The organism is Hymenobacter ginkgonis, assembly GCF_009755225.1.
Taxonomy (GTDB): domain Bacteria; phylum Bacteroidota; class Bacteroidia; order Cytophagales; family Hymenobacteraceae; genus Hymenobacter; species Hymenobacter ginkgonis.
Genome location: NZ_WQKZ01000001.1, coordinates 454,722 through 478,987 on the forward strand (window position 1 = coordinate 454,722; position 24,266 = coordinate 478,987).

Annotated in this window: 15 protein-coding genes; 10 read left to right on the forward strand and 5 right to left on the reverse strand. The window is 58.9% G+C overall.

Annotated elements, in window-relative coordinates; all coding sequences use genetic code 11:
- Positions 1–43: 43 nt before the first annotated feature.
- Positions 44–580, forward strand: coding sequence for a c-type cytochrome (locus tag GO988_RS01790; protein ID WP_232341332.1), 537 nt, complete (start codon positions 44–46; stop codon positions 578–580).
- Positions 581–761: 181 nt separating this feature from the next.
- On the opposite strand, the gene pulA is transcribed toward GO988_RS01790, so the two are convergent.
- Positions 762–2,786, reverse strand: a complete 2,025-nt coding sequence (gene pulA, locus GO988_RS01795) for a type I pullulanase (RefSeq protein WP_157561819.1) — start codon at positions 2,784–2,786, stop codon at positions 762–764.
- 177 nt (positions 2,787–2,963) lie between these two features.
- Here pulA and GO988_RS01800 point away from each other — a divergent pair, with 177 nt between their 5' ends.
- Positions 2,964–3,425, forward strand: a complete 462-nt coding sequence (locus GO988_RS01800) for a hypothetical protein (RefSeq protein ID WP_157561820.1) — start codon at positions 2,964–2,966, stop codon at positions 3,423–3,425.
- Here GO988_RS01800 and GO988_RS01805 read toward each other — a convergent pair.
- Positions 3,403–4,860 carry a sensor histidine kinase gene (locus GO988_RS01805; protein WP_157561821.1) on the reverse strand — a complete coding sequence of 486 codons (1,458 nt, stop codon included), beginning with the start codon at positions 4,858–4,860 and terminating at the stop codon, positions 3,403–3,405. The two genes, GO988_RS01800 and GO988_RS01805, sit on opposite strands and share 23 nt — an antisense overlap.
- 320 nt (positions 4,861–5,180) lie before the next feature.
- Here GO988_RS01805 and GO988_RS01810 point away from each other — a divergent pair, with 320 nt between their 5' ends.
- On the forward strand, positions 5,181–6,284 hold the full coding sequence (locus GO988_RS01810; RefSeq protein WP_157561822.1) for a tetratricopeptide repeat protein: 1,104 nt from the start codon (positions 5,181–5,183) through the stop codon (positions 6,282–6,284).
- A gap of 78 nt (positions 6,285–6,362) precedes the next feature.
- Complete coding sequence (locus tag GO988_RS01815) at positions 6,363–8,423, forward strand: OmpA family protein (protein WP_157561823.1); 2,061 nt, start codon at positions 6,363–6,365, stop codon at positions 8,421–8,423.
- A 199-nt stretch (positions 8,424–8,622) separates the two neighbouring features.
- Here the strand turns inward: GO988_RS01815 and GO988_RS01820 are convergent, their stop codons facing one another.
- The gene (locus GO988_RS01820; RefSeq protein WP_157561824.1) at positions 8,623–9,534 is read right to left on the reverse strand and encodes an MBL fold metallo-hydrolase; all 912 of its coding nucleotides are present in this window, start codon (positions 9,532–9,534) and stop codon (positions 8,623–8,625) included.
- Between the two features lie 35 nt (positions 9,535–9,569).
- A complete protein-coding gene (locus tag GO988_RS01825) occupies positions 9,570–10,925 on the reverse strand; it encodes a sigma-54-dependent transcriptional regulator (RefSeq protein ID WP_157561825.1) in 1,356 nt (451 codons plus the stop codon).
- Between the two features lie 433 nt (positions 10,926–11,358).
- Here GO988_RS01825 and GO988_RS01830 point away from each other — a divergent pair, with 433 nt between their 5' ends.
- Positions 11,359–11,808, forward strand: coding sequence for a GNAT family N-acetyltransferase (locus tag GO988_RS01830; protein WP_157561826.1), 450 nt, complete (start codon positions 11,359–11,361; stop codon positions 11,806–11,808).
- Positions 11,809–12,173: 365 nt separating this feature from the next.
- Positions 12,174–13,838: a Dyp-type peroxidase gene (locus GO988_RS01835; RefSeq protein WP_157561827.1), complete on the forward strand. Its 1,665-nt coding sequence runs from the start codon at positions 12,174–12,176 to the stop codon at positions 13,836–13,838.
- Between the two features lie 253 nt (positions 13,839–14,091).
- Here the strand turns inward: GO988_RS01835 and GO988_RS01840 are convergent, their stop codons facing one another.
- On the reverse strand, positions 14,092–14,691 hold the full coding sequence (locus tag GO988_RS01840) for a DUF3575 domain-containing protein (RefSeq protein ID WP_198172466.1): 600 nt from the start codon (positions 14,689–14,691) through the stop codon (positions 14,092–14,094).
- A gap of 842 nt (positions 14,692–15,533) precedes the next feature.
- Between GO988_RS01840 and GO988_RS01845 the strand changes: the two genes are divergently transcribed.
- The 4 genes from GO988_RS01845 to GO988_RS01860 all read left to right on the forward strand — a co-directional run bounded on the left by GO988_RS01845 (position 15,534) and on the right by GO988_RS01860 (position 24,189).
- Positions 15,534–16,241: a PspA/IM30 family protein gene (locus GO988_RS01845; RefSeq protein ID WP_157561829.1), complete on the forward strand. Its 708-nt coding sequence runs from the start codon at positions 15,534–15,536 to the stop codon at positions 16,239–16,241.
- A gap of 65 nt (positions 16,242–16,306) precedes the next feature.
- Complete coding sequence (locus GO988_RS01850) at positions 16,307–16,948, forward strand: hypothetical protein (protein WP_157561830.1); 642 nt, start codon at positions 16,307–16,309, stop codon at positions 16,946–16,948.
- Positions 16,949–17,042: 94 nt separating this feature from the next.
- Complete coding sequence (locus GO988_RS01855) at positions 17,043–19,211, forward strand: flotillin family protein (protein ID WP_157561831.1); 2,169 nt, start codon at positions 17,043–17,045, stop codon at positions 19,209–19,211.
- 85 nt (positions 19,212–19,296) lie between these two features.
- The gene (locus GO988_RS01860; protein ID WP_157561832.1) at positions 19,297–24,189 is read left to right on the forward strand and encodes a DNA repair ATPase; all 4,893 of its coding nucleotides are present in this window, start codon (positions 19,297–19,299) and stop codon (positions 24,187–24,189) included.
- Positions 24,190–24,266 lie beyond the last annotated feature (77 nt).

The following is a 24,266-nucleotide window of genomic DNA, read 5'->3' on the forward strand; positions in this document are numbered from 1 at the left end:
GTTCTATATAAGGACTTTTTTACCCACTTAACTCCTTGCTGCCATGCGCACGAATCCAGCCAGCCTGGCCCTCTCCGTCGGAATGGGCTTACTTGTTTTATTAATGGGATTTGCGGTGCTAAGCGCGGCGGGTTTGGTGAGCCTGGCCGATTACTTGCCCCTCACCGAGCAAGCTATGCCCGTGAACGAAGGCCCCGGCCAACTAGCCGGCGACAGTACGGCGCTGCCAGTGGCCTACAAGCCCGCCTCGCCCGAAGAAGCCAGCGCCATCGCGGCCGGCGACGCGCTCTTCAAAAACAACTGCGCCCAGTGCCACGCCGTGAACGACAAAGTAGTGGGCCCGGCGCTGGCCGGCATCACCAAGCGGCGCCCCATTTCGTGGCTGCTGCCGTGGGTAAAAAACTCCAGCAAAGTCATCGCCAGCGGCGACGAATACGCCGTGAAGCTGTTCAACGACAATGGCAAGCAGCAAATGCCCTCCTTCCCGCAGCTATCGGACAAGGATATCAAGAGCATTGTCGCCTGGGTTAATTCGCAGGAAGGCTCAAGTGCCCAAACAGGTGCAGTTGCCGTGAGGTAATTCGCCTGAAACAACACGTTAAAGCAAAGGCATGAAAGAAAAAGGCCGTCCTGCTGAGCTTGCCGAAGCAGCTCTACCCCTTCCTCCAGCGGGGCGGCCAAGAGGCTTCGGCAAGCTCAGCAGAACGGCCTTTTTCTGAATAGCTACGCTGTTGTTTTGGCAGCCTTTTCTGGTCTGCCAACTATTTTGCACTAGGTGGTTGCTGCACCAATATCAGCGCCGTGCTGCCGGGCACAGCCACTTTGCTAGTAGTAGCGGGCAGCGTGGCCAGGCCGCTGGGCTTGATGTCGAGGCCGCGCAGCACCACCTTGTAGGTGCCAACCGGCACGGGTAGGGTAGCCGCGCGGCTCGTGCCGTTGAACAACACCGTAATTGTCTGCCAGACGTCGCCGCCGGCGTGGCCCACAAGTTGGTAGCCGATGGTACCCGCCGGTAGGCCGGGTAAGAACCGCAGGTGCTGTGCAATGGCTTCCTGGGTGGGCAGCCGGAAGGCCGGGTGCGCTTTGCGCAGGGCCAGTAATTGCCGGTAAAACTCAAATACAGCCCGGTACTTCGCCTTGCGGGCCCAATCAAGCTGGTTGATGCTGTCGGGGAGGTTGTAGGAGTTAGCAGCGCCTTTTTTGGTGCGCAAAAACTCGTCGCCAATTGGGATAAACGGCACGCCCTGCGAAGTGAAAACGATGGTGTTGCAGAGCGCATCCATTTTAATTAACTCTTCCTCACTGGCCGCAGGATTGGCGATTTTAAGCTTGTCCCAGAGCACGCGGTCATCGTGGCAGGCCACGTAGTTGAGGGCCTGGGCGGGGGTAGTAGCCCAGGGCGCTTTGCTGTAATTAACCTTGGTGTAATCCAACTGCGGGTGCTGGGTAGCGGCCACGATGCCAAATTTCACGCTCTCTTCCAGGCCCGGCTGGCCGCCCACAAAACCGGCTTCGGCCTGGCGGGCGTAGTGGCCCTTCACGCCGTCGCGCAGCTCGTCGCCGAAGGCCGCAATGCGGGGTAGGCGGGGCAGGTTGGCCTTCACGGCGCGTTGGGCTTCGGGCAAGGGGCTAGGGCCAGCCGCCCAGCCTTCGCCGTAGACGAAGATGCTATTGTCCTGCTGGTCCAAGGCCACGCGCACGGCGCGCATTGTCTCCACATCGAGCACGCCCATCAGGTCGAAGCGGAAGCCATCGACGTGGTATTCGCGGGCCCAGTAGCTCACGCAGTCCACGATGAGCTTGCGCACCATGGGCCGCTCCGAGGCCACTTCATTGCCGCAGGCGGTGGCGTTCGAGAGCTTGCCGTCGGCGTTGTGGCGGAAGTAGTAGCCCGGCACCAACTGCTCGAAGGCGCTGGTGCCGGCGTCGGCCACGTGGTTGAACACCACGTCGGCCACCACGCGCAGCTGGCGGTCGTGCAAGGTCTGCACCAGCTGCTTATACTCCCGAATGCGCACGGCGGGGTCGAGCGCATTGGTGGCGTACGAGCCTTCGGGCACAAAATAATTGACTGGGTCGTAGCCCCAGCTGTAGCGGCTGGGCGAGGGGGGTAGGCTTTCGTCGATGGCCGCAAAGTCGTAGGTCGGTAGCAGGTGCACGTGCGTCACGCCCAGCTCCTGCAAGTGGCTGAGGCCGGTGCGCACGCCGCCCGGCCCAGTGGTGTTCAGCTCGGTCAGGCCTAGGTATTTGCCCTGGTTTTTGATGCCCGACTGCGGGTCGGCCGAGAGGTCGCGCACGCTCACTTCCCCCACTAGGATGTCGGTGGGTGCGGCTAGTGGCGGGCGCAGGTCTTGGTCCCAGCCGAGGGGGTAGGCGGTGGCGGGGTCGAGCCAGGCGCCCCGGCGGCCGTTCACGCCCACGGCGCGGGCGTAGGGGTCAGCCACCTCGGCCCGCAACTCGCCGTCGATGAGGGCCTGCACGGTGTAGAAGCCGGTGGTGCCAGCGGGCAGGGTCGCCTGCCAAACGCCCGCACCGCCCGGCTGCATTTCGCGTACGGCGGTGGCCGTGCCACCCACCCCGGCCGCGTACAGGTTCAGGCGCATTTCTTCGGCAGTGGGGGCCCACACGCGCAGGGTGCCCTGGCCGGTGCGGTCGAAGGTCAGGCCCAAGTCGGGGCCTTGGTACACCGGGTATTTAGCCAGCGGAAAATCATCAGCCGTGCCCGTTTGGGCCTTGGTAAGCAGGGGGGTAGCGAGCACGAAAAACAGCAGCAAGAAGCGAATCATGCAGCCAAGTTCGGGACCAGCGCGCGCATTAACCCGCGGCTTTTGCGCGATGCAATCGGGGCATTGGTCTAGAAAGACAAGCTACCGGCCGAAGCCACGAGCCAGGCATTAAACGCCAGGGCCAGTTTTGGGCTCTCAATTGGGTGAGTCCCTGGCTTATTTCTCAATTTCTACGCTATGCAAACGCCGCCCACCGCCGCTCTTTCCTGGTCCGAAGCCGACTTTCTAGACCTGCGTTACCGCCCCGACCTGCACCTGCTGGTGGGCCGTTGGCAGCGGCCGGTTTCGGCCACCGAGTTTAGGCAGGGCTACCGCGCCATGCTGCGCGCTGCCCAGGCTACCAGCTGCCCCTTTTGGCAGCTCGATTTGCGCGGCCGCAATGCCCCCGACGCGGCGGCTAGGCAGTGGCTCACGGCCGAGTTCTTGCCCGGCTTGGCGGGCCGGCTGGGTCGGGCGGTTTGCCTAGGATACCTGCTATCGCCCAGCCTCTTGCAGCAGTTTGTAGTGCCGGCCGATAGCGCGGGCTGGGTTGCATTTTTTGCCGAAGAAGGCCCGCTCACGGCTTGGCTCACGCAGTGCCAGCACCGCAGCCAGGCGGCCCTCACGCAGGCGGGCTTTATCCCGCCGCCGGCAGCGTGAAGGTGAAGCAACTGCCGGCTCCCGGCTGGCTCTCGACCCACAGCTGCCCGCCCTGCGCCGTGATGAATTCGCGCGAGATGCTCAGCCCCAGCCCCGAGCCGCCGCCCGGCATACCGGCCGCCCTGGGCCCACCCGCAAAGCGCTGAAAAATACGGATATGGTACTCCTTCGGGATGCCGGGGCCTTCGTCCTCCACGCTCAGCTGCACCATCTCGCCCCAGGGCTTCACATGAATGGTGAGGTTGGCGCCGTGCGGCGAGTAGCGGATGGCGTTCGACAGCAGGTTGATGAGCACCCAGGTCGTTTTCTCCACGTCGGCCTGGGCATGGGGTAGGGGCTCGGCCAGCCGCACGCGCAGTTGTAGCTGCTTGTCATCGAGCTGGGCCTTAATGGTTTCGGTGGCGTAGCGCACCACCTCGGGCAGCGGCACCGGCTGCGGGTTTAGCTTAAGGTCGCCGCCCGCGTCGAGGCGCGCCACCTCAATAAGCTGGCCCACCAGGCCCAGTAGCCGCTGCGTTTCGGCCCGGATGCCGCCGGCCACCTGCTGGCGCTTGGCGGCCTCCAGGCGCTCATCCTGCAAAAGCATGAGGCTGAGATTGATGCTAGCCAGCGGCGTTTTCAACTCGTGCGAAATCGTGGCCAAAAAGGTGGATTTCAGCTGGTCGAGGTTTTTAAAATCCGATACGTTGCGCAGGCACAGCACGTGGCCAGCGGGTTCGCTTTTCTTTAAGTCTTCATTGAAAGCCTCAATAGCCGTGACGGTGAGCTGGTAGTGCAGGTTTTCGCCGTGCGGCCGCACCAAATAGGTGGGTCCTTGGCTGGCGTGCTCGGCGGTCGGCGGCGCGCTGAGCACCGCTAGCCAGTCGCGCAGCATGTCGTTGGTGCGGGCTACTTCGGCAGCCGGGCGGCCCAGCAGTTCCTTGGGGGGTAGGCTTAACAGCAAGCACGCCACGGGGTTGGTGAGCACGATAAGGCCTTGCTGGTCAATGAGCAGCAAGCCTTCGTCGAGGCTGCGCACCAGGCTATCGGTGCGGTTGCGCTGGGTGATGAGCTCGGCCAGCGTGGCGCGGCGCTCGTCTTCGGCTTGGCGCAGCACCCGGTTGACGGCCGCCGCTACCGAACCCACTTCGTTGTTTTTGGCCACCGACACCCGGGTGGCGGGGCCGGGGCCCGCCACCCGCTCCACGTCGGCGGTGAGGCGGTGCAGCGGGCGCACCACTAGCCGCGGTAGCCGCACCAGTAGCACAATGCCCAGCAACGTGCTGATGCCCAAGAATAAATACACGGCCTGCTGGGCCATGCGGGCGTTGGCAGCCTGCACCACTGGCCCTTCGCTTTCGAGCCGGTGAATGGTGAAAATGACGTAGCTGCCTAGCCCTAGCAGCAGCCCCAGCATGAGGGAAACGCCCAAGCGAATTTGTATTTTTAACGACATAAAAGGCTGGGCTGGACGCTCATGGCTAGGACTGGGGGTAGGGGCGGGCTTGCTGCTATACTTGATAGCTGCCCCCGCTTTAGCATTACAAAAAGGCGCAGCATTTTTGCCAGGCTCGGGCGGCCAAAACTAGGCTTTAGTCGCCACACAAGCCAAAGGAAGGATTACGTGCTGAGCTAATTATGTAAGCCGGACCTTGGCTCAAAGCTGCTATAAATTATTTGATAAGTTCAAAAAATATAAAAAATATACAATAGGTCAATCCCGTCTTATCTTCGCAGAATAACTACCGAGCTATTCTATTCCAACAACTTATTCTTATGCCGCAACACGCTACGCTGCTTACTTGGGGCTTGTGGGCAGCTGCACTGCTGAGCGCCACTGCTGCCCAGGCCCAAGTCGATACCGTGCGGGCCAGTACCTTGCCAGGCCGCCAAGTGGCCGAAAAAGCTTACAACGCGGGCCTTACCAGCTTCACGGCTCAGAATTATGCGGCCGCGCTGGCCAGCTTCGACCAGGCGCTGGTGGAGAAGCCCGATTTTGCGCCGGCCTATGCTAACCGGGCCGCTACCCAGCTGGCCCTCAAGAACTACCCGGCCGCCGTGGCCGACTACGACCAGGCCCTCAAACTGGAACCCGGCGCCTACGCTCATTATTTTGGCCGGGCCCAAGCCCGCGAGGCGGCTGGCAAAGCCCCCGAGGCCGAGGCCGATTACGGCGAGGCCTTGCGGGTGAACCCGGCCTACGCGCCGGCCTGGTACAACCGGGGCGTACTGCGCTTTGAGAAAGGCGAGTACACGGCGGCCCTCACCGACTTCGACGGGGCCGTGAAGGCCGACCCGGCCTTCACCTACGCCTACCACGACCGCGCCAGCACCAACCTGCGGCTCGGCAACTACGCGGCCGCCGTGCCTGACTACTCGCGGGCCTTAGAGCTGCAGCCGGCGCTGCTGCCCGCGCTGCTCAACCGGGCTGCCGCCGAGCGCCACACCGGCCAGCTCGCCGAGGCTTTGCGCGATTACGATGCGTATTTAACCCAAAAAACCGATAACCCTATTGCCTATAATAACCGGGGCAATGCCCGGTTCGAGCACAAAGACTACGCCGGTGCCGTGGCCGACTACGACCGCGCCATCGCCCTGAAAGCGGCCTACGCCTACGCCTGGAACAACCGCGCCGCCGCCGAGCTAAAGCTGGAGCACTATGCCAAGGCCGACGCCGACGCCACCGAGGCCCTGCGCCTCAACCCGCGCTACGCCGAGGCCTTCCTCAACCGCGGCCACGCCCGCGAAATGCTGCGCCGCGCCGACGAGGCCTGCCAAGATTGGCACCACGCGGCTGCCTTGGGCCTGGCCGTGGGCAACGACTACGCCGCCGCGGCTGGCTGCGCCGGCCCCGCCGCCGAGGAGGCTACCGCCGAGTAGCCTGCCGGCCACCGCCGGGGGTAGGGCTGCCTGCCGCCGGTGCTTTTTCCCTACCCCCAGCTTTTTACGAGAGCTAGTATGCTGCGTGCTTTTATTTGGTTTGTGCTGCTGAGCGGCGGCTTGGCCTTTGGGGCTCAAGCCCAAAATGTGGAGTTTTCGAAAGACCAGTTTGCGGAGAAGAAACAGGAGCTGAAGGAAGCTCTGCGCGAACTGAAGGCGGGCGACGAGGCCTACCAGGCCGACCCGGCCAACTACAACGCGGCCTTGCCGCACTACTTGGCGGCCCAGGAACTCAACCCCGACAACGCCGCGCTCAACGTCAAAATTGGCGATTGCTACCTGCACTCGGGCACCAAGTCGGCGGCACTGCCTTTCCTCAAGCGGGCCCAGGCGCTGGCTCCGGCCAGCACGCCGCGCCAGCATTACCTGCTGGCCCGTGCGCTGCACCTCAATGCCAAGTGGGCCGAAGCCATTAAGGAATACCAACAGTGCACGCCCGGCAGCAGTACTAAACTGGCCGAAGGCGAAGCGCCCATCACGGCGAGCGACGTGGCCAACCGCATTCGGGAGTGCCGCAATGGCCAGGAGCTAGCCAAGCACCCGGTGCGCGTCTTTATCGACAATGCCGGGCCGGAGGTCAACTCGCCGTACTCCGACTACGGGCCCGTAGTGTCGGCCGATGAGGCGACGCTGCTTTTTACCTCGCGCCGCCCTGGCGGCCCCAACGCGCCCAAAGACCCCAACGGCGACAGCTACTTTGAGGATATTTACCAAACCGCCTGGGCGGGCAAAAACTGGCGCCCCGCCGCTACCCTCGGCTCGCCCGTGAACACCGACGGCCACGACGCCACCGTGGGCCTGGCGCCCGACGGCCAGCGCTTGCTGGTGTACGTGGACAAAAACAACGGCGACATCTACGAATCGGGCCTCAAGGGTACGGCTTGGGACAAGCCCCAGCGCCTGGGTGCTCGCATCAATTCGCGCTACCACGAGTCGTCGGCCGCGTACTCCTACGATGGTCGCTACCTGTACTTTGTGAGCGATAAGCCCGAGGGCGGGCACGGTGGCCACGACATTTATAAGGTGGAGTTGGACGGCACCAAGCCGGCCGAAAACCTGGGCACCACCATCAACACGCCCTACGGCGAAGAAGCTGTGTTTGTGATGCCCGACGGCAAAACCATGTACTTTTCCTCCGAAGGCCACAACTCAATGGGCGGCTACGATATCTTTAAATCGACGCTGCGCAACGGCCAGTGGACAACCCCCGAAAACCTGGGCTGGCCCATCAACACCCCCGACGACGACGTGTTTTTTGTGGCTTCCGCCTCGGGCCGGCACGGCTATTATTCCTCCGACCGGCCGGGGGGGGTAGGCGGCAAAGACATTTACCGCATCACCTTCCTAGGCCCCGAAAAGCCGCCTCTGCTCAGCGAAGAAAGCCAGCTGCTGGCTTCGCGCCTCGCGCCCCAGCCCCAAACGCTGCTCGCGCCGCCCGTGGCCGTGGCCACGGCCCAGGTTACTATCCTCAAGGGCACCGTCACGGATGCCGCCAGCCGCCAGCCGCTCGAAGCCAACATCGACTTGATTGACAACGCTTCGGGCCAAACTATTGCCACCTTCCACAGCAACGCTACCTCGGGCAAGTACCTCGTAAGTTTGCCTTCGGGCACCAACTACGGCATTGTAGTGCGGCAGGAAGGCTACCTGTTTCACTCCGAAAACTTCGACCTGCCCGCCACCGCCGCCTACGCCGAAGTGGTGAAGGATGTACTGCTTAAAAAGCTGGAGGTAGGCGTCGTTATCGTGCTCAACAACATCTTCTTCGACACCGGCAAAGCCACCCTGCGTCCCGAAAGCACCGCCGAACTCGAACGCCTGCACAAGCTACTCACCGAGCAGCCCGCTATCAAGCTCGAAATGGCCGGCCACACCGACAACGTGGGCAAGCCGGCCGCCAACCAAGACCTCAGCCAGCGCCGGGCCCAGGCGGTGGTAGCCTACCTCACCGAGCACGGCATTGCCGCCAGCCGCCTCACCGCCGCCGGCTACGGCGATACCCGCCCCGTGGTGCCCAACACTACCAAAGGCGGCCGCCAACTCAACCGCCGCACCGAGTTTAAGGTGACGGGTAAGTAGCCTGGTGCAGCTTCTGAGAGGGGGTAAGAAAGGTTGCGTACAACCCAAAAGAACGTCATGCAGAGCGCAGCGAAGCATCTCGCTCACCTCGTTGAACGATTGGATTACTGCTGCACGCGAGATGCTTCGCTACGCTCTGCATGACGTTTTTTTGGGTTGTACGCAACCTTTCTTACCCCCTCTAACCAGCCCGCCCGGCTCACAAATCCAGCGTCAGCCCTTCCTCCGCCACCCGAAACCCTTGCTGTAGCACGGCGCGCCGCTCGGGGCTATCGGGTTGCAGCAGGGGATTGGTGTGGTTGAAGTGCAGAAAATACACCTTGGCTCGCTCCTTCGCTGGCAAGCTATGCAGCAGTTTAATGGTCTCTTCTACAAAGGGATGCGGCACTTCGGCCATTGGCCGCGCAATTTCTCCGTCGCGGTAAAAGGTAGCGTCGAGCAGCACATAATCCGCGTGCTTGATAACGTCGAGCAAGTTTTGCGACCACTTGCTCCACTTGTCAATATCAGGAATGAAGACGGCTTTCCGGTGCTTACCCGTAATCTCGAAGCCCACGGTTTCGGTAAACTCATCGCGGTGCGGCACCAGAAACGGCTTGATTTTCAGCGCCGGATTAAGGGTGATTTCCTGGCCATCGGCCAGGGGCAATAGCTTGATGTTCTGGAGCGTGACCAGCTGGCTCCACGGGGCGTTCGTGGTCAGGAAGCGTGCCATGCGCGGCATAGCGTACACGGGCACGGCGGTAGCCCCGCTCGCCTCGCGCCCCAGGTACATCAGGCCGGTGTAGTGGCCGATGTGGCCGTGGGTAAGAAAAATGCCCGTTGGCAGTGTGCCGGGCGTGGGCCAAAAGGCATTGAGCGCGAAAAGCTGGTCGGGCATATCGGGCGTAGCCTCCAGCAAGAATTTTTGCTCGGCTTTTTCATCCACTAACCCCAGCGCCACCACTTTTTGCCGCGTGCGCTGCCCCAGCTCTACGGCCGCAAACTCTTGGGCGGCGCCAAGCTGGGGGTAGCCCGCATCTTGCGCTACGCCGAGGACAATAAGCTGTTGATTTTGCGCAAACGCCGAAAAAGTGAGGCCAAGGAGGCACGCGAGGAGCGGGGCTTTCATGGCAGCAAAGTAAAGCGGCTATCCTGGCGGGCGCCCTACCCCTCTACCCCATACTCCTGCAGCTTCCGGTAGAGCGTAGTGAGCCCTATCCCCAGCTTTTTGGCCACCTCGGGCTTATTGCCGCTTAGCTCGCCCATGAGCTTGCGGATATGCCGGGCTTCCAACCCGCGCAGGCTTTCGTCGTCGGCCAGTGGGGGAGTAGGGCGCCCCACGTGAAACTCATCGGGCAGGTACGTTGCTGCCAGCGGCTGGCCCACCGGGGCCAAAATGGCGGCGCGCTCCAGCACGTTTTTGAGTTCGCGCACATTGCCAGGCCAGGGGTAGCGCTGCAATAAGTCCAGGGTTTCGGGCTCGAAGCCGGGTAGGCGCTTAGCTAGCCGTGCGGCGAAATGTTGCAAGAAAAACGCGGCTAGCAGTGGCACATCGGTCGGGCGGGCGCTGAGCGGCGGCACCACGATGGTAAACACCGACAGCCGGTAGTACAAGTCGGGCCGAAAGCGCCCTTCGGCAGCCTCCTGCTTAAGATTGCGATTAGTAGCGGCCACTAGGCGCACGTTCACGCTCGTCGGCTTGGTGTCGCCAAGCTTGGTGAACTGTTGCAGCTCCAGCACCCGCAGAAACTTAGCCTGCACGTTCAGCTCCAGTTCGCCGATTTCGTCTAGAAACAGTGTGCCACCGTTAGCTTCTTCGAGCAGGCCTTTTTTATCGGCAAGTGCCCCCGTGAAGGCCCCTTTTTTGTAGCCAAACAGCTCCGATTCGAGCAAATCTTTGGGGAAGGCTGAGCAGTTGACGGCTACGAAGGGCTTGCTTTTGCGCCCGCTGGCCTGGTGCAGCGCCTGGGCAAACAGCTCCTTGCCCGCGCCGGTAGGGCCTTCGAGCAGCACGGTGCTGTCGGTGGGTGCCACCTGGCGGGCCAGGTCTTGGGCGCGGCGCAGGGCGGGCGCCTCGCCTATCATGCTCTCAAAGGTATGCGCCTGGCCCATACGCTTTTCGAGCTCGGCTACGCGGCGGCGCAGGCGCGCTTTTTCGGCGGCGCGCTCTACCACTACCACCAGCTGCTGCTCAAAATCGCCCTTTGTGAGGTAGTCAAATGCGCCCTGCTTCATGGCCCGCACTCCGTCGGGAATGGTGCCGAAGGCCGTAAGCAGCACCACCTCGGCCTCGGGCGCCAGCGCCTTAAAGCGGGGTAGCAAATCGACGCCGTGGGCATCGGGCAGCTTCACGTCGCTGAGCACCACCAGCACCTCGGCCGCGTGCTGGCCCAGCAGCGCCAGGCCCCGGTAGGCGTCGGGCGCTTGCACCACAGTGTAGCCTTCCAGCTCCAAAACTTGCGCCAGTAGCTGGCGCAAGCGCGCTTCGTCGTCGATGAGGAGCAGGGTTCCGGTGGGCATGGGTAGAGTGGCTTTTACGGCTGCAAAGAACGGCAGGCAGCGGCTGCTACCTTTCGAATTTTTAACCCGTAATTAATGAGTGATACTCAAAAAGTAGTAGCGTGTGGTACGCATGGAGCGCGCTACCCTGCCTACGTCTGTCAGCATCTGAATCTGCATACACCGGTCGGCTTCTACGAACCCTTCGATACGGACCCTAATGCAACCTACGCAAACGAAGCACTCAATGCCTGGTGCGACGCTTGCGATGAAGTGCTAGGGGAATTGGTGAGTGGAACGATGAGTCGGAAGAATTCGCTAAAATCAAATTAGTATGCGACGCCTGTTATTTCGATAGGAGAGGGCTGAATCAGGGCTACGTAGCTTCTTGATTTAAAATAGAAAATCTTGCCGACTTTCTTTGTGCCTTCAACCGACTAACCTACCCCCGCGAATGCCCCTGCACTGGACTACCAAGCCTTTCGACACCCTCACGCTTGCCGAACTCTACGCCCTGTTACAGCTCCGCAGCGAAGTCTTTGTAGTAGAGCAAACCTGCGCCTTCCAGGATATTGATGGGCACGACCAGGCCGCCCTGCACCTGCTGGGCCACACCGAAGCGGGCGAGCTGGCGGCGTATGCCCGCTTGTTTGCGGCGGGGCGTAGCTACGCGCAGGCCAGCATTGGGCGGGTCGTGACGTCGCCGCGCCACCGGGGCCACGGCTTGGGCCGGCAGCTGCTGCACGAGGCCATTGCCCAGTGCGAGGCGCAGTTTGGGCGGCAGCCCATCAAGATTGGGGCGCAGCAGTATTTACTGGCTTTCTACGAAAGCTTTGGCTTTGTGCAGGAAGGCGAAGGGTATCTGGAAGACGGGATTCCGCACGTGCACATGGTGAGGGGGTAGGGCTTAGCGAAGCCAACGCGACCCAGCGGGCTACTACTGGCTTATGCGCCTGAAGGGAGCAAGGTGGCTATTTAATTGATATTCAGTGTTGGCACTGATGCGCGTGGGAGGGGGTAGCCATACTTTTGCGATGCTTTCTGAAAATACAATGAAGAGGTTGCAATCGTAGTGAATGATGGCAGTGAGGTAGGGCGATTAGGAAGAGGGTAGGGCCAGCAGGGGCTGAGAAAAGAGAGTAGCTGCCGCTTAAAATAATGACTTAGTTGCCCTGAAGCCTGCTTATTGGCGGCAAGTGCCGCGGGTGGGCCCCGAAGCATCAGTGCTTAGCGGGCAAGTTGATACTGTATTCCACCCTTTACCCGTCCATGCATATGCCAGCAGCCCAGTTTCTCTCCCAATTTCCCGTTAATCCCGCCGACCCCATCCTCAGCGACTTGCAGGGCAACATCCTGAAAGGCCACGGCCGGCAGTTTACCTTCAACCTGTTTTTGAGCTTCAAAACTGGGCAGACTAACGCGGTGCGCACCTGGATTGCCAACTTCAGCAGCGTCTTCGTAACCACGGCTCGCAAGCAGTTCGACGAAACCCAACTGTTTCACGACGAGCGTATTCCGGGTAGCATCTTCACGTCGTTTTTTTTGTCGGCCGAAGGCTACAAATACCTGGGCGTGGCAGACAAAATGCCGGGTGTCACTACCGATAAATTCCGGGCTGGCATGAAGGCCTCCGGCCCGGCGCTAAAAGACCCTAACCCGTCCACTTGGAGCCCCGGCCTGAACGGCGCCAACGGCGTGATTCACGCCATGGTGCTTATTGCCGATGCCGACGTCCACCAGGCCCGCTCGCTTACACGGGCCATCAAGCTGTCGTTGATGGGCAAGGCCGATGTGGTAGCCGTGGAGCGCGGCGTGGTGCTGCGCAACGCCAAAGGCGAAGGCATTGAGCACAATAACTATGTGGACGGCATCAGCCAGCCGGTGTTTTTTGCCAACGAGCTGCCCGCCCCGGGCGACCGCACTAAGTGGAACCCCCAGGCCACGCCTTCGCTGATGCTGGTGGCCGACCCCGGCGGCAAAGATGCCAACAGTATGGGCAGCTACTTCGTGTTTAGAAAGCTGGAGCAGAACGTGCGCGGCTTCAAAACCCGCGAGAAAGAGGTGGCCAAAGCCGTCTTCAACCTGCCTGCTAACGAAGCCACCTGGACGGAAGCCCAAGCCGAGCAAGCCGAGCTGATTGGCGCCTGGGCCGTGGGCCGCTTCGAGGACGGCACACCGGTAATGCTGCACGGCGATGCCACTAATCCGCCGCTGGGGCACCAGGAGAACAACTTCGATTTTGCTGACCCAAACAGCGCGTCGAAATGCCCATTCTTTGCGCACATCCGCAAGTCGGCGGCGCGCACCGACGGCGCCGGGCCAGTGTTTAATAAAGACAAACGACTGGTGCGCCGCGGGATTCCCTTCGAGGATAAGCCCCGCATCCGTGATGCCAACGGCGACTTATCCGATAAGCCCGAGGACCAGCCAACGGGGGGGGTAGGGCTGCTGTTTATGTGCTACGTGGCCAACATAGCCAACCAGTTTGAATTTGTGCAGCAGTCGTGGGTGAACAGCCCCGATTTTTCGCAACCCGGCACGGGCAAAGACCCCCTTATTGGCCAGCCCGCGGGAGCTACTGTGTACCACTGGCCCACTGGCTACGGCGCCAACACTAGAAAAGACGTGCCCTTCGGCGACTTCATCACTATGCGAGGCGGCGAGTACTTCTTCGCGCCCAGCCTGAGCATGTTGCAGAGCCTGCGGCCCAAACCAGTTATTACTGGCACTATTGCCAAAACGCCCAGCGTGGCCGAGCAGCCCGGCGGCCCGGCAATGCGTAACGAGCAGCTGCTTCATCAGCTGAATGACGAAACCCTGTTTCACCTCGACCCGGGCCTGCTCCAAAAGGTGGTGGTGCTAGACCCTATGCTCCAGCTTTTCGTGCCCGATAAAGCCGATGTCGGCGCCGGCGTCGTGAATGTACATTCTTAGCTAGCACCGAGCTTAAAGCTAAAATTGGGGGAGGCAGGCTACCTACCACGTAGCCTGCCTCCCCCAATTTTAGTTTTAAGCCCAACCAAGTATTGGGCAAACCTGGGTGCCAGACCCGCCTAAACTAGGCCGAAAGCAATAGCTAGCGGCAGAAGCAAGTAAAATACTGGGTAGCCCGTGGCTGGTGCCCAGGCACTAACCGCTCAGAAACTAACGAGGGGGTAGGGACCCGTAGCGGCTATGCAGCCATTGGCTACCGCCGCGGCAGGCCAAAACGGTAGCCGACTTTGCATACGGTGGCCACGTCAAAATCGAGGCCCGAGCCGGGCTTTTCGCTTTGGTTGAACATGTTGACCTGAAACTGATTAGCTCGTTGCTCCAAAAACTCGCGGTCGGTTTGGTAAGCCACGGAAACGTGGCGGATGCCCAGGCCGCCGCCTACTTCGAGCTGCCAGCTGGGGCCGTAGTGCCAAATGAAGCCCAGCTTAAAATCTAGGCCCGTTACCGTTTTCTTGACATCGGCCCGGTCGTAGCCGATGTGAATGTCGTTCACAACGTAGTTATCGTTGTAGCGGGTATAGGTCTGCGGCACGAAGAACGGTTGCAGCGCCATATATATCTCCTGGTGCGGGTGCTTATCGATGGGCGGCAAGTAGTAGCGCACCTCCGCCTTAATTTTGTAGTAGTGGTAATCGTTTTTATTCTTGGTCAGGCCGAAGCCAGTGAGTTGAAGCGGGCGAAAGCGGGCGCCATATTCTGCCGCTACCCCTATCCGCTGGCTTAGGCGGTATTCAACGCCAAAAAGTAGCGTGCTAGTATTTGGGTCGAGCGTAGCGAGAGGCGAAAAATTCAAGGTAAGCGCTGGCACCGAAGGCGGTGAAACGGGCGCTTTTACCGGAAGTTTATCTGGAAAAGGAAAGGCGGATTGCGCACAGCTAAAAGAGGGTAGTACAGCTAACAAAAACGGTAAGAGTTGCTTCATGCCGCCAAGGTACTTAACCCGCTAGCCTCGCCACCGCTCGTTGGTTTAGCTGGTTTAATAGTTAGCGCCATACGCGCTAGCTGCCCCGTATTTCCTGCCTACTTCTCGGCCACGAATACTAAGTGAATTCAAGTGTGGACTCCACGTTGGGTGCTAAACCAGGTTGCACTGAGCCGAATTAAACTGGTGGCGGGGGACGGGGGTAGTGCCAGGCGGTAGCCAGCTGGTGCCAGCGCTACCCCAGGGGGCAGCAGCCAGAGGTGGTCGGCAAGGGCGGTGATGTCGTGCGAAATAGCGAGGCAGTTATGTAGCAAAATAGAACCTTGCCAAGTATTAATACGCCAATAAATATAGGGGCGACGTGAATTGGAAAACTGCTATTGACCAAGAGTCGCTTTGCCGCGGCTAGTGAAGCGTTGCAAACAGGTTGGCAATGCATTATAAGGTTTCCCTTCGCGGGGTAGCTACTGAAGAATCTTAGCGTCAAAGTGCAACATTAAGCGCAAGCGCTTTCTAATTATATGTCGGAGTTTGCGCTACTTTTACCGGGGCTGAGCCGGTAAAGCCGAGCGCTCTTAACTCAGCCATAGATAACGACTATAATTGCTTAGTTACCTCCTATACTTCTCCTTGCCTTTCAGCTCAGTAGCTCAAAAATTTTGATTGTGCGCTGACTTAGTTTTCCAAGTCTTACCCTCCTCATTTTCTGCGACATGAATATCTTGCAGCGCCTTTTCAAAATCGGACAGTCGGAAGCCCACGCCGCTGTCAATCAGCTCGAAGACCCCATCAACCTCACCGAGCAAGGCCTGCGCGACCTGCGCCAAGACCTAGACAAAGCCCTTCATGGCTTGGCCGAAGTGAAGGCTATGGCTATCCGTGCCCGCAACGAAACTGAAGCCTTCCGCGCCAAGGCCGCCGATTATGAAAATAAGGCCGTATTGCTGCTGCAACGCGCCCACAAAGGCGACCTCGACCCCGCCGAAGCTGACCGCCTTGCCACTGAGGCGCTGCTCAAAAAAGCTGAAAACGAAACCCACGCTACCCGCTCAGCCCAGGACCAAGCCAGGTTTGAGCAGTCGGCCGCCCAACTCGACCAGAGCGTGCAGACACTAAAAGCCACCATCAGCCAGTGGGAAAACGAACTGAAAACCCTTAAAGCCCGCGTCGTGGTGAGCACCGCCACCGTCAACATCAACAAGCAATTGGCGCAGCTCGACTCGTCGGGAACAGTAGCCTTGCTCGAACGCATGAAGGAAAAAGTAGCCGTGCAGGAGGCGCTGGCCGAGTCGTACGGTGAGCTTGCGCAGGAGAGCAAGAGCGTTGATGCCGAGATTGATAAGGCCATCGGGCAGGCAGGGGTAGGGCAGGCGGCCGAAGACTTACAAGCCCTCAAAGCCAAGCTTGGCCTTACTAGATAGGCCTACGCCGTGTAATGAATGGAGCTAGCCAGCGATAGTTACCTCGACTGGAAGGCGCTTACTTTATGACTGAACTTTTACAAGCTGCCGTACTACCCCCCAACCTGGTTGCCACCGGGTTGCTGGTGTTTGTACTGTTGTACTGGCTCACGGTTATTGTCGGATTGCTGGACTTTAAAACGGCCGACCTGCACCTCGGAGGCCACCTGGAGGTGCATACGGATGGGGCCCACCTACCCAGCGGCGACTCCGACTGGCTTAATGGCGCACTGGCATTTTTCAACCTAGGTCGCATCCCGCTGATGGTATTTATCAGCTTCGTGGCGCTGCCGCTGTGGGTGGGCAGTATCCTGGCCAATTACTACACCGGCAACACGTCGCTGCTGCGGGGACTGGCATTTCTGCTGCCGCTATTTGTGGGAAGTATTTTTCTGGCCAAATTCCTGACGCTACCCTTCGTCAAACTGTTTGCAGCGCTCGAAAAAGACCACGACGGCGGTGCTGTTGCCCTAGGCAAAGTGTGCACCGTGCTGCTACCCGCCACCACCGACCAACTCGGCCAGGCTACTGTGCACATCGACGGTGCGCCGCTCATGCTCAACGTGCGTGCCTTGTCGCGCGCGCTGGCAAAAGGCGAATCCGCCCTGGTAATTGATTACGATGCCCAGCGGCGCTGCTACTTAATAGAGGCGTATACCATGGGGTAGCAATCCCTTAAGGCTGCATTAAGGCGAAGATTTTACTTCCTGATTTTGAATTTCCATTTCAATTTTTACCTATTCGGCATTTTTACTTTTTCTCATGGTTACACAAATTTCCTGGGCTGTTTTATTGGTGCTCGGCGTCTTATTAATTGGATTTATTGCTATTGTGGCCCGTATGTACCAGAAGGCTGTGCAAGGCGAAGCCCTGGTACGCACTGGTATGGGCGATACTAAAGTGTCCTTTTCCGGTATCCTTATTGTGCCTGTGCTGCACAAGCTGGAGGTAATGGATATTAAGTTAAAAACTATCATCATCTCCCGCGCGGGGGCCGAAGGCTTGGTGTGCAAAGACAACATGCGCGCCGACGTGAAGGTGAATTTTTTCGTGCGGGTAAATAAAACGCACGACGATGTAGTAAACGTAGCACAAAGCATTGGCGCGCATCGGGCGTCCGACCCGCTAGCCCTCGAAGCGCTGTTTGACGCCAAGTTTTCGGAAGCGCTGAAAACGGTGGGCAAGCACTTTGATTTTATTGAATTATATAATTCACGCGAGCAATTCAAGCAGGAAATTCTGCGCATTATTGGTACCGATTTGAACGGCTATGTGCTCGACGATTGTGCCATTGATTACTTGGAGCAAACGCCTTTGTCGTCGCTCAACCAGGATAATATTTTGGATGCGGAAGGCATTAAGAAGATTATTGCGCTGACGTCGGAGCAGAAAATCCAAGCCAATCAGATTCAGCGCGACCAGCAGAAAACGATTAAAAAGCAAGATGTAGAAGCTCAGGAAACCATCTTGCAGCTCGAAAAACAACTGGCCGAGAATCAGGAAAAGCAGTACCGCGAAATTGCCAGCATAAAAGCTCGCGAAGCTGCCGAAACCGAAAAAGTGCGTCAGGAAGAGCGCCTGAAAGGCGAGAAGGCGCGCATCGTTACGGAGGAAGAAATTAAGGTTTCGGAGCAAAACCGCGACCGGCAAATCTTGGTGGCTGAGCGCAACAAACAGCGCACCGACGCCATCGAAACCGAGCGGGTAGCCCAGGCCAAAGCCTTGGAAGCCAATGAGCGCGAGCGCATGGTGGCCCTGGCCCAAATCGAAAAAGATAAGGCGCTGGAAGAGGAGCGCAAGAATATTCAGGTAATCATCCGCGAGCGCATTACGGTAGAAAAAGCGACCGTGCAGGAAGAAGAACGCATTAAAGATACCCGCGCTCAGGCCCAGGCTGACCGTGAAAAGTTGGTGGCCGTGACTGCCGCCCAGCAGCTAAACGAAACCAGCACCATCAACTTCGTTGGTACTGCCGAGATGGAAAAGCAAGCGGCAGAATTCCGCGCGAAGCAGGTTGTAATAGACGCCGAGGGCGAGCGTACGGCCGCCGACCATCGTGCCCAAGGTATCCGCATCATGGCCGATGCCGAGGCTAGCAAAGCCGCCGCCGTGGGCCTAGCCGAGGCCCAGGTAATGCAGGCCAAAGCCGTGGCGCACCAGAAAGAAGGTGAAACCCACGCCGCCGTGATGCAACTTACCTCGGCCGCCGAAGCCCAGGCCATTCAAGTCAAAGCCACTGCCCAGGCTGAAGCCGACGAAAAAATCGGCTTTGTTGCCGCCAAAGTCAACCGCGAAAAAGGCCTCGCTGATGCGAACGTGGTAGAAGCCCGTGCCGTCGCTGACCAGAAAAAAGGCTTAGCAGAAGCTGTTGTCAATGAACAGAAATTCACCGTTGAAGCTAAGGGTATTGAAGCCAAGGCCGACGCCATGAAAAAACTCGACGGGGTAGGCAAAGACCACGAAGAATTCAAACTGCGCCTAGACAAAGAAAAGTCAGTGGAACTGGCTCAAATCAATATCCAAAAGGATATTGCGGCCTCGCAAGCCGACGTGATTGGGGCAGCCTTGAAAGCCGCTAAAATTGACATCGTTGGCGGCGAAACTATGTTCTTCGACCAGATTATTGGGTCCATTACGAAAGGCAAATCTATCGACCGTGCCGTGCACAACAGTGAGGTGCTTAGCACGGTGAAAGGCACATTTTTTGACCACAATAGGGGCGGCGATTTCAAAACCAACCTGCGAAAATTTGTCAATCAATTTGGCCTGAGCAGCGAAGACATGAAAAACCTGAGTGTCTCTGCGCTACTCCTGCAAATGATGAATAAAGCGGGTGATGAAACTACGCGAAGCACGATTTCGCAGCTGGCTAGTACAGCAGCAGCCCTGGGGATAAGCGATAAATCGGTGAAGTCGATTGATTTGAAATAAAGATGTTAATTCTCCCTTAGTTGCCCCATTGGCTAGCCAACTTCTAGTAGGAGTGGATGCTAACCAATGGGGCAATTCCCCTCCTATGGAACCCACTCCCCAACTCGAAGGCGGTACCTACGAAATCCTTCGCAGCCGTTTGCAAAGGAGCGGCGCTGACCTGCAAGCGCGGCTCGAAAAATTGAATATTGAACGCAAAACTGTATTCGGGGCCATCGATACACGCTTGCTCGGAACGACGCGCATCACGACCACCAATAATTGCGTGCCGTGGGATATGGTGCCGGTGGGTAACAAATTCATCTTTGGTTTCAACGTCGTAATTGGCTTGAAAACGGAAACGGAATTGAGCGATGTTTTCGGGGTATATGAATATACCAACCGTGAGTTTCGGTCGCTAGATTTGAAGCTGCTGGAAAGCTCGCAATTTTTAGAGGAATTTCGGAATTTATACCGGTATTATAAGAGCACCCAATTTGTGAAATTTGCGGTGCTAGGGCCACATTTATTCATGATATTTCGGGTGGGTAAAACCCCGAATGATATCAAGACTTTTAAGTGGCTGCTGAAGGATGATACGCTTACCTACCTCGACAATCGCAGCGACCACGAGTATACATTTCCGGCGCAGCACGAATTCACCTGGAAGCGCGCCACGCGCGATATGCAAGTGGCTGGCAAATACCCGCATATTAGCATCGAAAACAAGGTTTTTGTTGAAACAATCGGAGGCGACTTAACTATTAAAGTTGAGAATAATACCGAAACCGGCCGCGGAATATTGGCCGAGCCAGTAGCTGATAAAGACCAGACACTTGACGATTCCGAAATTCAGTACGCCGTAATTGACAATTTAATTCTGTTGAAAATTCGGCCTTACCAAGAGCAGGCGTACCGGTATTTCTTGTTCAATAGTAAGCTGCGCACGGCCCAGCGCCTCGACGCCCTGGCTGACGCTTGCGTACTGCTACCCGACGGCCAAGGGCTGATTTTTCCGCACGGGTTTTATTTACAAACTGGCGAAGGAAAATTATTCGAAAATAGCTTGCGCGACATGCTGTTTGAGAAGCGCATTGCATCGCCTAACGGGGAGGACTTCCTGTATGTATTTTACAATAAGGAGAACGGTACGTATTTATTATTGTCGTACAACCTAATTGCGCAACGGGTAGATAACCCCATTGTGTGCAGCGGCTACGCCTTGTTTGAGGATGGGGAATTGTGCTACTTGCGGCCCGATGCCGAAGCCAAAAAGCACCACGCGGTTCAAATCTGGCAAACGCCATACGTAGCCCCCGATTTTGAGCTACCAGTGACGCAGGATTCGGCGCTGTATAAGCTAGGCAACAAGGAGATTGTGCGGGCCATGGCGGAAGTGCAGGAAGTACTAACGCTAGTAGGCAAAGAGGATAGTTATTCGGGCTTATACCTCGACCTAATTCGGCGCACGACCACCCTGGCCGACGTGTACTACTGGCTAGGTGACCCCGACGCCCAAAACCTAGCTGAGCCGCTACGCGACATTCAGCAAACGGCTACGGCGGCGGTGGAAGAGTTTGATAAAGTGCGCGGTATCCGAAAGAGCACGGCCGAGGCCGTGCAGCACGCACTAAGCCAGGCCGACGAATTACGCGCCCGCATCAGCCGCATGGCCGACGTGACGGAAGTTAACGAATACGTGCGGCTGCTAGCCGAACTGCGCGCCACGCGGGGCGAGGTGATTTCGCTGAAAGAACTCCGTTACGTAGATGTGCCCGTTGTAGAAAAAGCCGCCACCGACCTCGCTGAGACGAGCAAGCAGGTTGCCGGCCAAACCATCGAATTTCTGCTGCGGCCCGACGCGCTGAAACCCTACGCTACCCGCGTGCAAGCCATCGCCGATAGCGTAGAAAAAATACAGAAAGTGAGCGAGGCCAACGAGCGTGAAAAGGAAGCCAACGCCGTATCGAGCGAGCTGGAGCTACTGATTGAAGTAGTGGGCAATTTGCCGATGGATGACCCTACGCAAACCACGCGCATTATCGATAGTATTTCCACGATTTACGCGGGCTTCAATCAAATTCGGGCGGCCTTGAAACGGCGACGGCAGGCGCTGGCTGGCACCGAGGCGCAGGCCGAATTCACAGCTCAGCTCAAGCTACTGGAGCAGGCTTTAGTGAATTATCTGGACCTCAGTGATACGCCTGCTAAGTGCGATGAATACAGCACTAAGCTGCTGGTGCAGCTAGAAGAATTGGAAGGTAAATTCCCCGACTTCGACCAATTTCTTACCCAAATTGCGGAGCGCCGCGAAACGGTGTACGAGGCGTTTGAGGCGCGCAAGGTGAGCTTGGTGGAAGCGCGCAATCAACGGGCTTCGGCGCTGGCGCAATCGGCCGAGCGTATTATTAAAGCAGTGCAAAACCGGCTCACGCGCCTCGAAACGCTGGCCGATATTAACGGCTATTTTGCCGCTGATATGCTGGTCGAAAAAGTGCGCCAAACGGTGCAGGATTTGCTAGCCCTTGGTGACACCGTGAAGGCCGATGAATTGCAGAGCCGCCTCAAAACGGTGAAGGAAGATGCCGTGCGCCAGCTCAAAGACCGCGCCGAGCTGTTTACGGATGGCGGGCAGGCGTTAAAGTTTGGTTCTTACGCTTTTACCGTTAACACCCAGCCGCTGGACCTTACCATGGTGCTACGCGATGGTGAACTGCATTACCACCTTACGGGCACCAATTTCTTCCAGAAAGTGACGGACCCCGCCGTGCTCACGGCCCGCCCCGTGTGGGACCAAACTGTGGCCTCGGAAAACGCGACGGTGTACCGGGCCGAATACCTGGCGTGGCTGGTGATGCAGGCCGCCGAGCGCCCTACCCCCACCCACGGCGAGGTGCCTGCCACATTATCTGTCGAAGAGTTATCCAAGCTAACTACCGAAGAGATAACGAGTTACGTGCAGCAGTTTATGGCGCCGCGCTACGCCGAGGGCTACCTCAAAGGCGTGCACGATGCCGATGCCGCTGTGCTACTCGCCGCGCTCGTGCGCCTCACGCGCGCCGCCGGCTTGCTGCGTTACCCGAGCAAGCTGCGGGCGGCCGCGGCGCTCTACTGGCAGCGCTTTGCGCCCGAGGCCAACCGCACCAGTTGGCAGCGGCAGTTGCATGGCATTGGGGTGCTGCTGCAAGTGTTTCCCGATGCGCGCGAGTTTCGGGGTCTGATGCAGGAATTGCAGCAGGCCGTGGCGGACTTTGCCGAGGCTACCGGGCTGTTTGCGCTGGATGACGTGGCCGAAGCAGGCGAGTATCTATTCTATGAGTTGACCCGCGGCGAAACGTTTGTCATTGCCGCCGAATCCAGCGAACTGGTGCAGCAATTTCAGCGCTCGCTGGCCGAGCGCAACGCCCAGGAGCAGTACACAAGCTCCGTGGCGACGCTGGCCGACCAGCCCGCCGCGCAGTTTCAACTGGTGCGGCAGTGGCTGCGGTCGTTTGCGCAGCAAGCGGGGGTAGGGGAGGAGCTACTTGATTTTCAAGAGGAGGCTGCGCAGCTGCTGGTTACCGCGACCCACGATGCGGCCCGCGTGGTGCAGACGCCGTTGCGCGAAATACTTACTGGGCTGCAAGGCAGCCACCCACTTATTCAGGACCGCACGTATGTACTGAACCTACCGGAGTTTCGGCAGCGGCTGCACCGCTACGTCCAGACGGTGGTGCCGCAGTTCGAGGCCTTCCAGCACCTCAAAAAAGACCTGCTGGCCCGCGCCGCCGACGAGCTGCGCCTCAGCGAGTTTCGGCCGCGGGTGCTGGCCTCGTTTGTGCGCAATAAGCTCATTGATGAGGTGTATCTGCCGCTTATCGGGGCCAACCTGGCCAAGCAAATCGGCACGGCAGGGGCCGACAAGCGCACCGACCTCATGGGCCTACTGCTGCTCATTTCGCCGCCCGGCTACGGCAAAACCACCCTGCTCGAATACGTGGCCAACCGCCTGGGGCTGATTTTTATGAAAATCAACGGCCCGGCCATCGGCCACGCCGTCGTCAGCGTAGACCCCGCCCAGGCCCCCAACTCCGGCGCCCGCGAAGAGCTGCTGAAGCTCAACCTGGCCTTCGAGATGGGCGACAACGTGATGCTATATCTCGATGATATTCAGCACTGCAACCCCGAGTTTTTGCAGAAGTTTATCTCGCTCTGCGACGCCCAGCGCAAAATAGAGGGCGTGTACCAGGGCCGCGCCAAAACCTACGATTTCCGGGGCCGCAAGGTGGCCGTGGTGATGGCCGGCAATCCCTACACCGAGTCGGGCGAGCAGTTCCGCATCCCCGACATGCTCGCCAACCGCGCCGACATCTACAACCTCGGCGACATCATCGGCGACACCCGGCCCGCCTTTTTGCTCAGCTATATCGAAAACGCGCTGGTGGCCAACCCCACCCTGGCCCGCCTCGTGGCCAAAAGCCAGGCCGACGTGTACCCGCTGCTGCGCCTGGCCGAAACCGGCGACAGCACCGGCCTCACCTTCGAGGCCACCCACTCGCCCCAGGAAATCGCGGAGTACGTGGCCGTGCTGCAAAAGCTGCTGACGCTGCGCGACGTGGTGGCCCGCGTCAACGAGGAGTATATCCGCTCGGCGGCCCAGGCCAACGACTACCGCACCGAGCCGCCCTTCAAGCTCCAGGGCTCGTACCGCAACATGAGCAAGCTGGCCGAAAAAGTCAGCCCCATCCAGAACGACGCCGAAATCCAGGCCCTGCTCGCCACCCACTACACCAGCGAAGCCCAGACCCTCACCAGCGGCACCGAAGCCAACCTGCTCAAGCTCCGCGAGCTGCTCGGCTGGCAAACTCCCGCCGACGCCACCCGCTGGGCCGACATCAAAGCCACCTTCGCCCGCAACCTGCGCGCCAGCAGCGGCGGCCAGCTGCTCCAGGTCCTCACCCAGCTAGAGCATATCGCCGGCGGCATCGGCGGCATCCGCGAGGCGCTGGGGCGGGAGTAGGGGTGTAAAGTATAGCAAGAAGCTGACTCACTAACACTCCTCTGCCTTATACTTGATGATAGATTCCTAAACTTCGG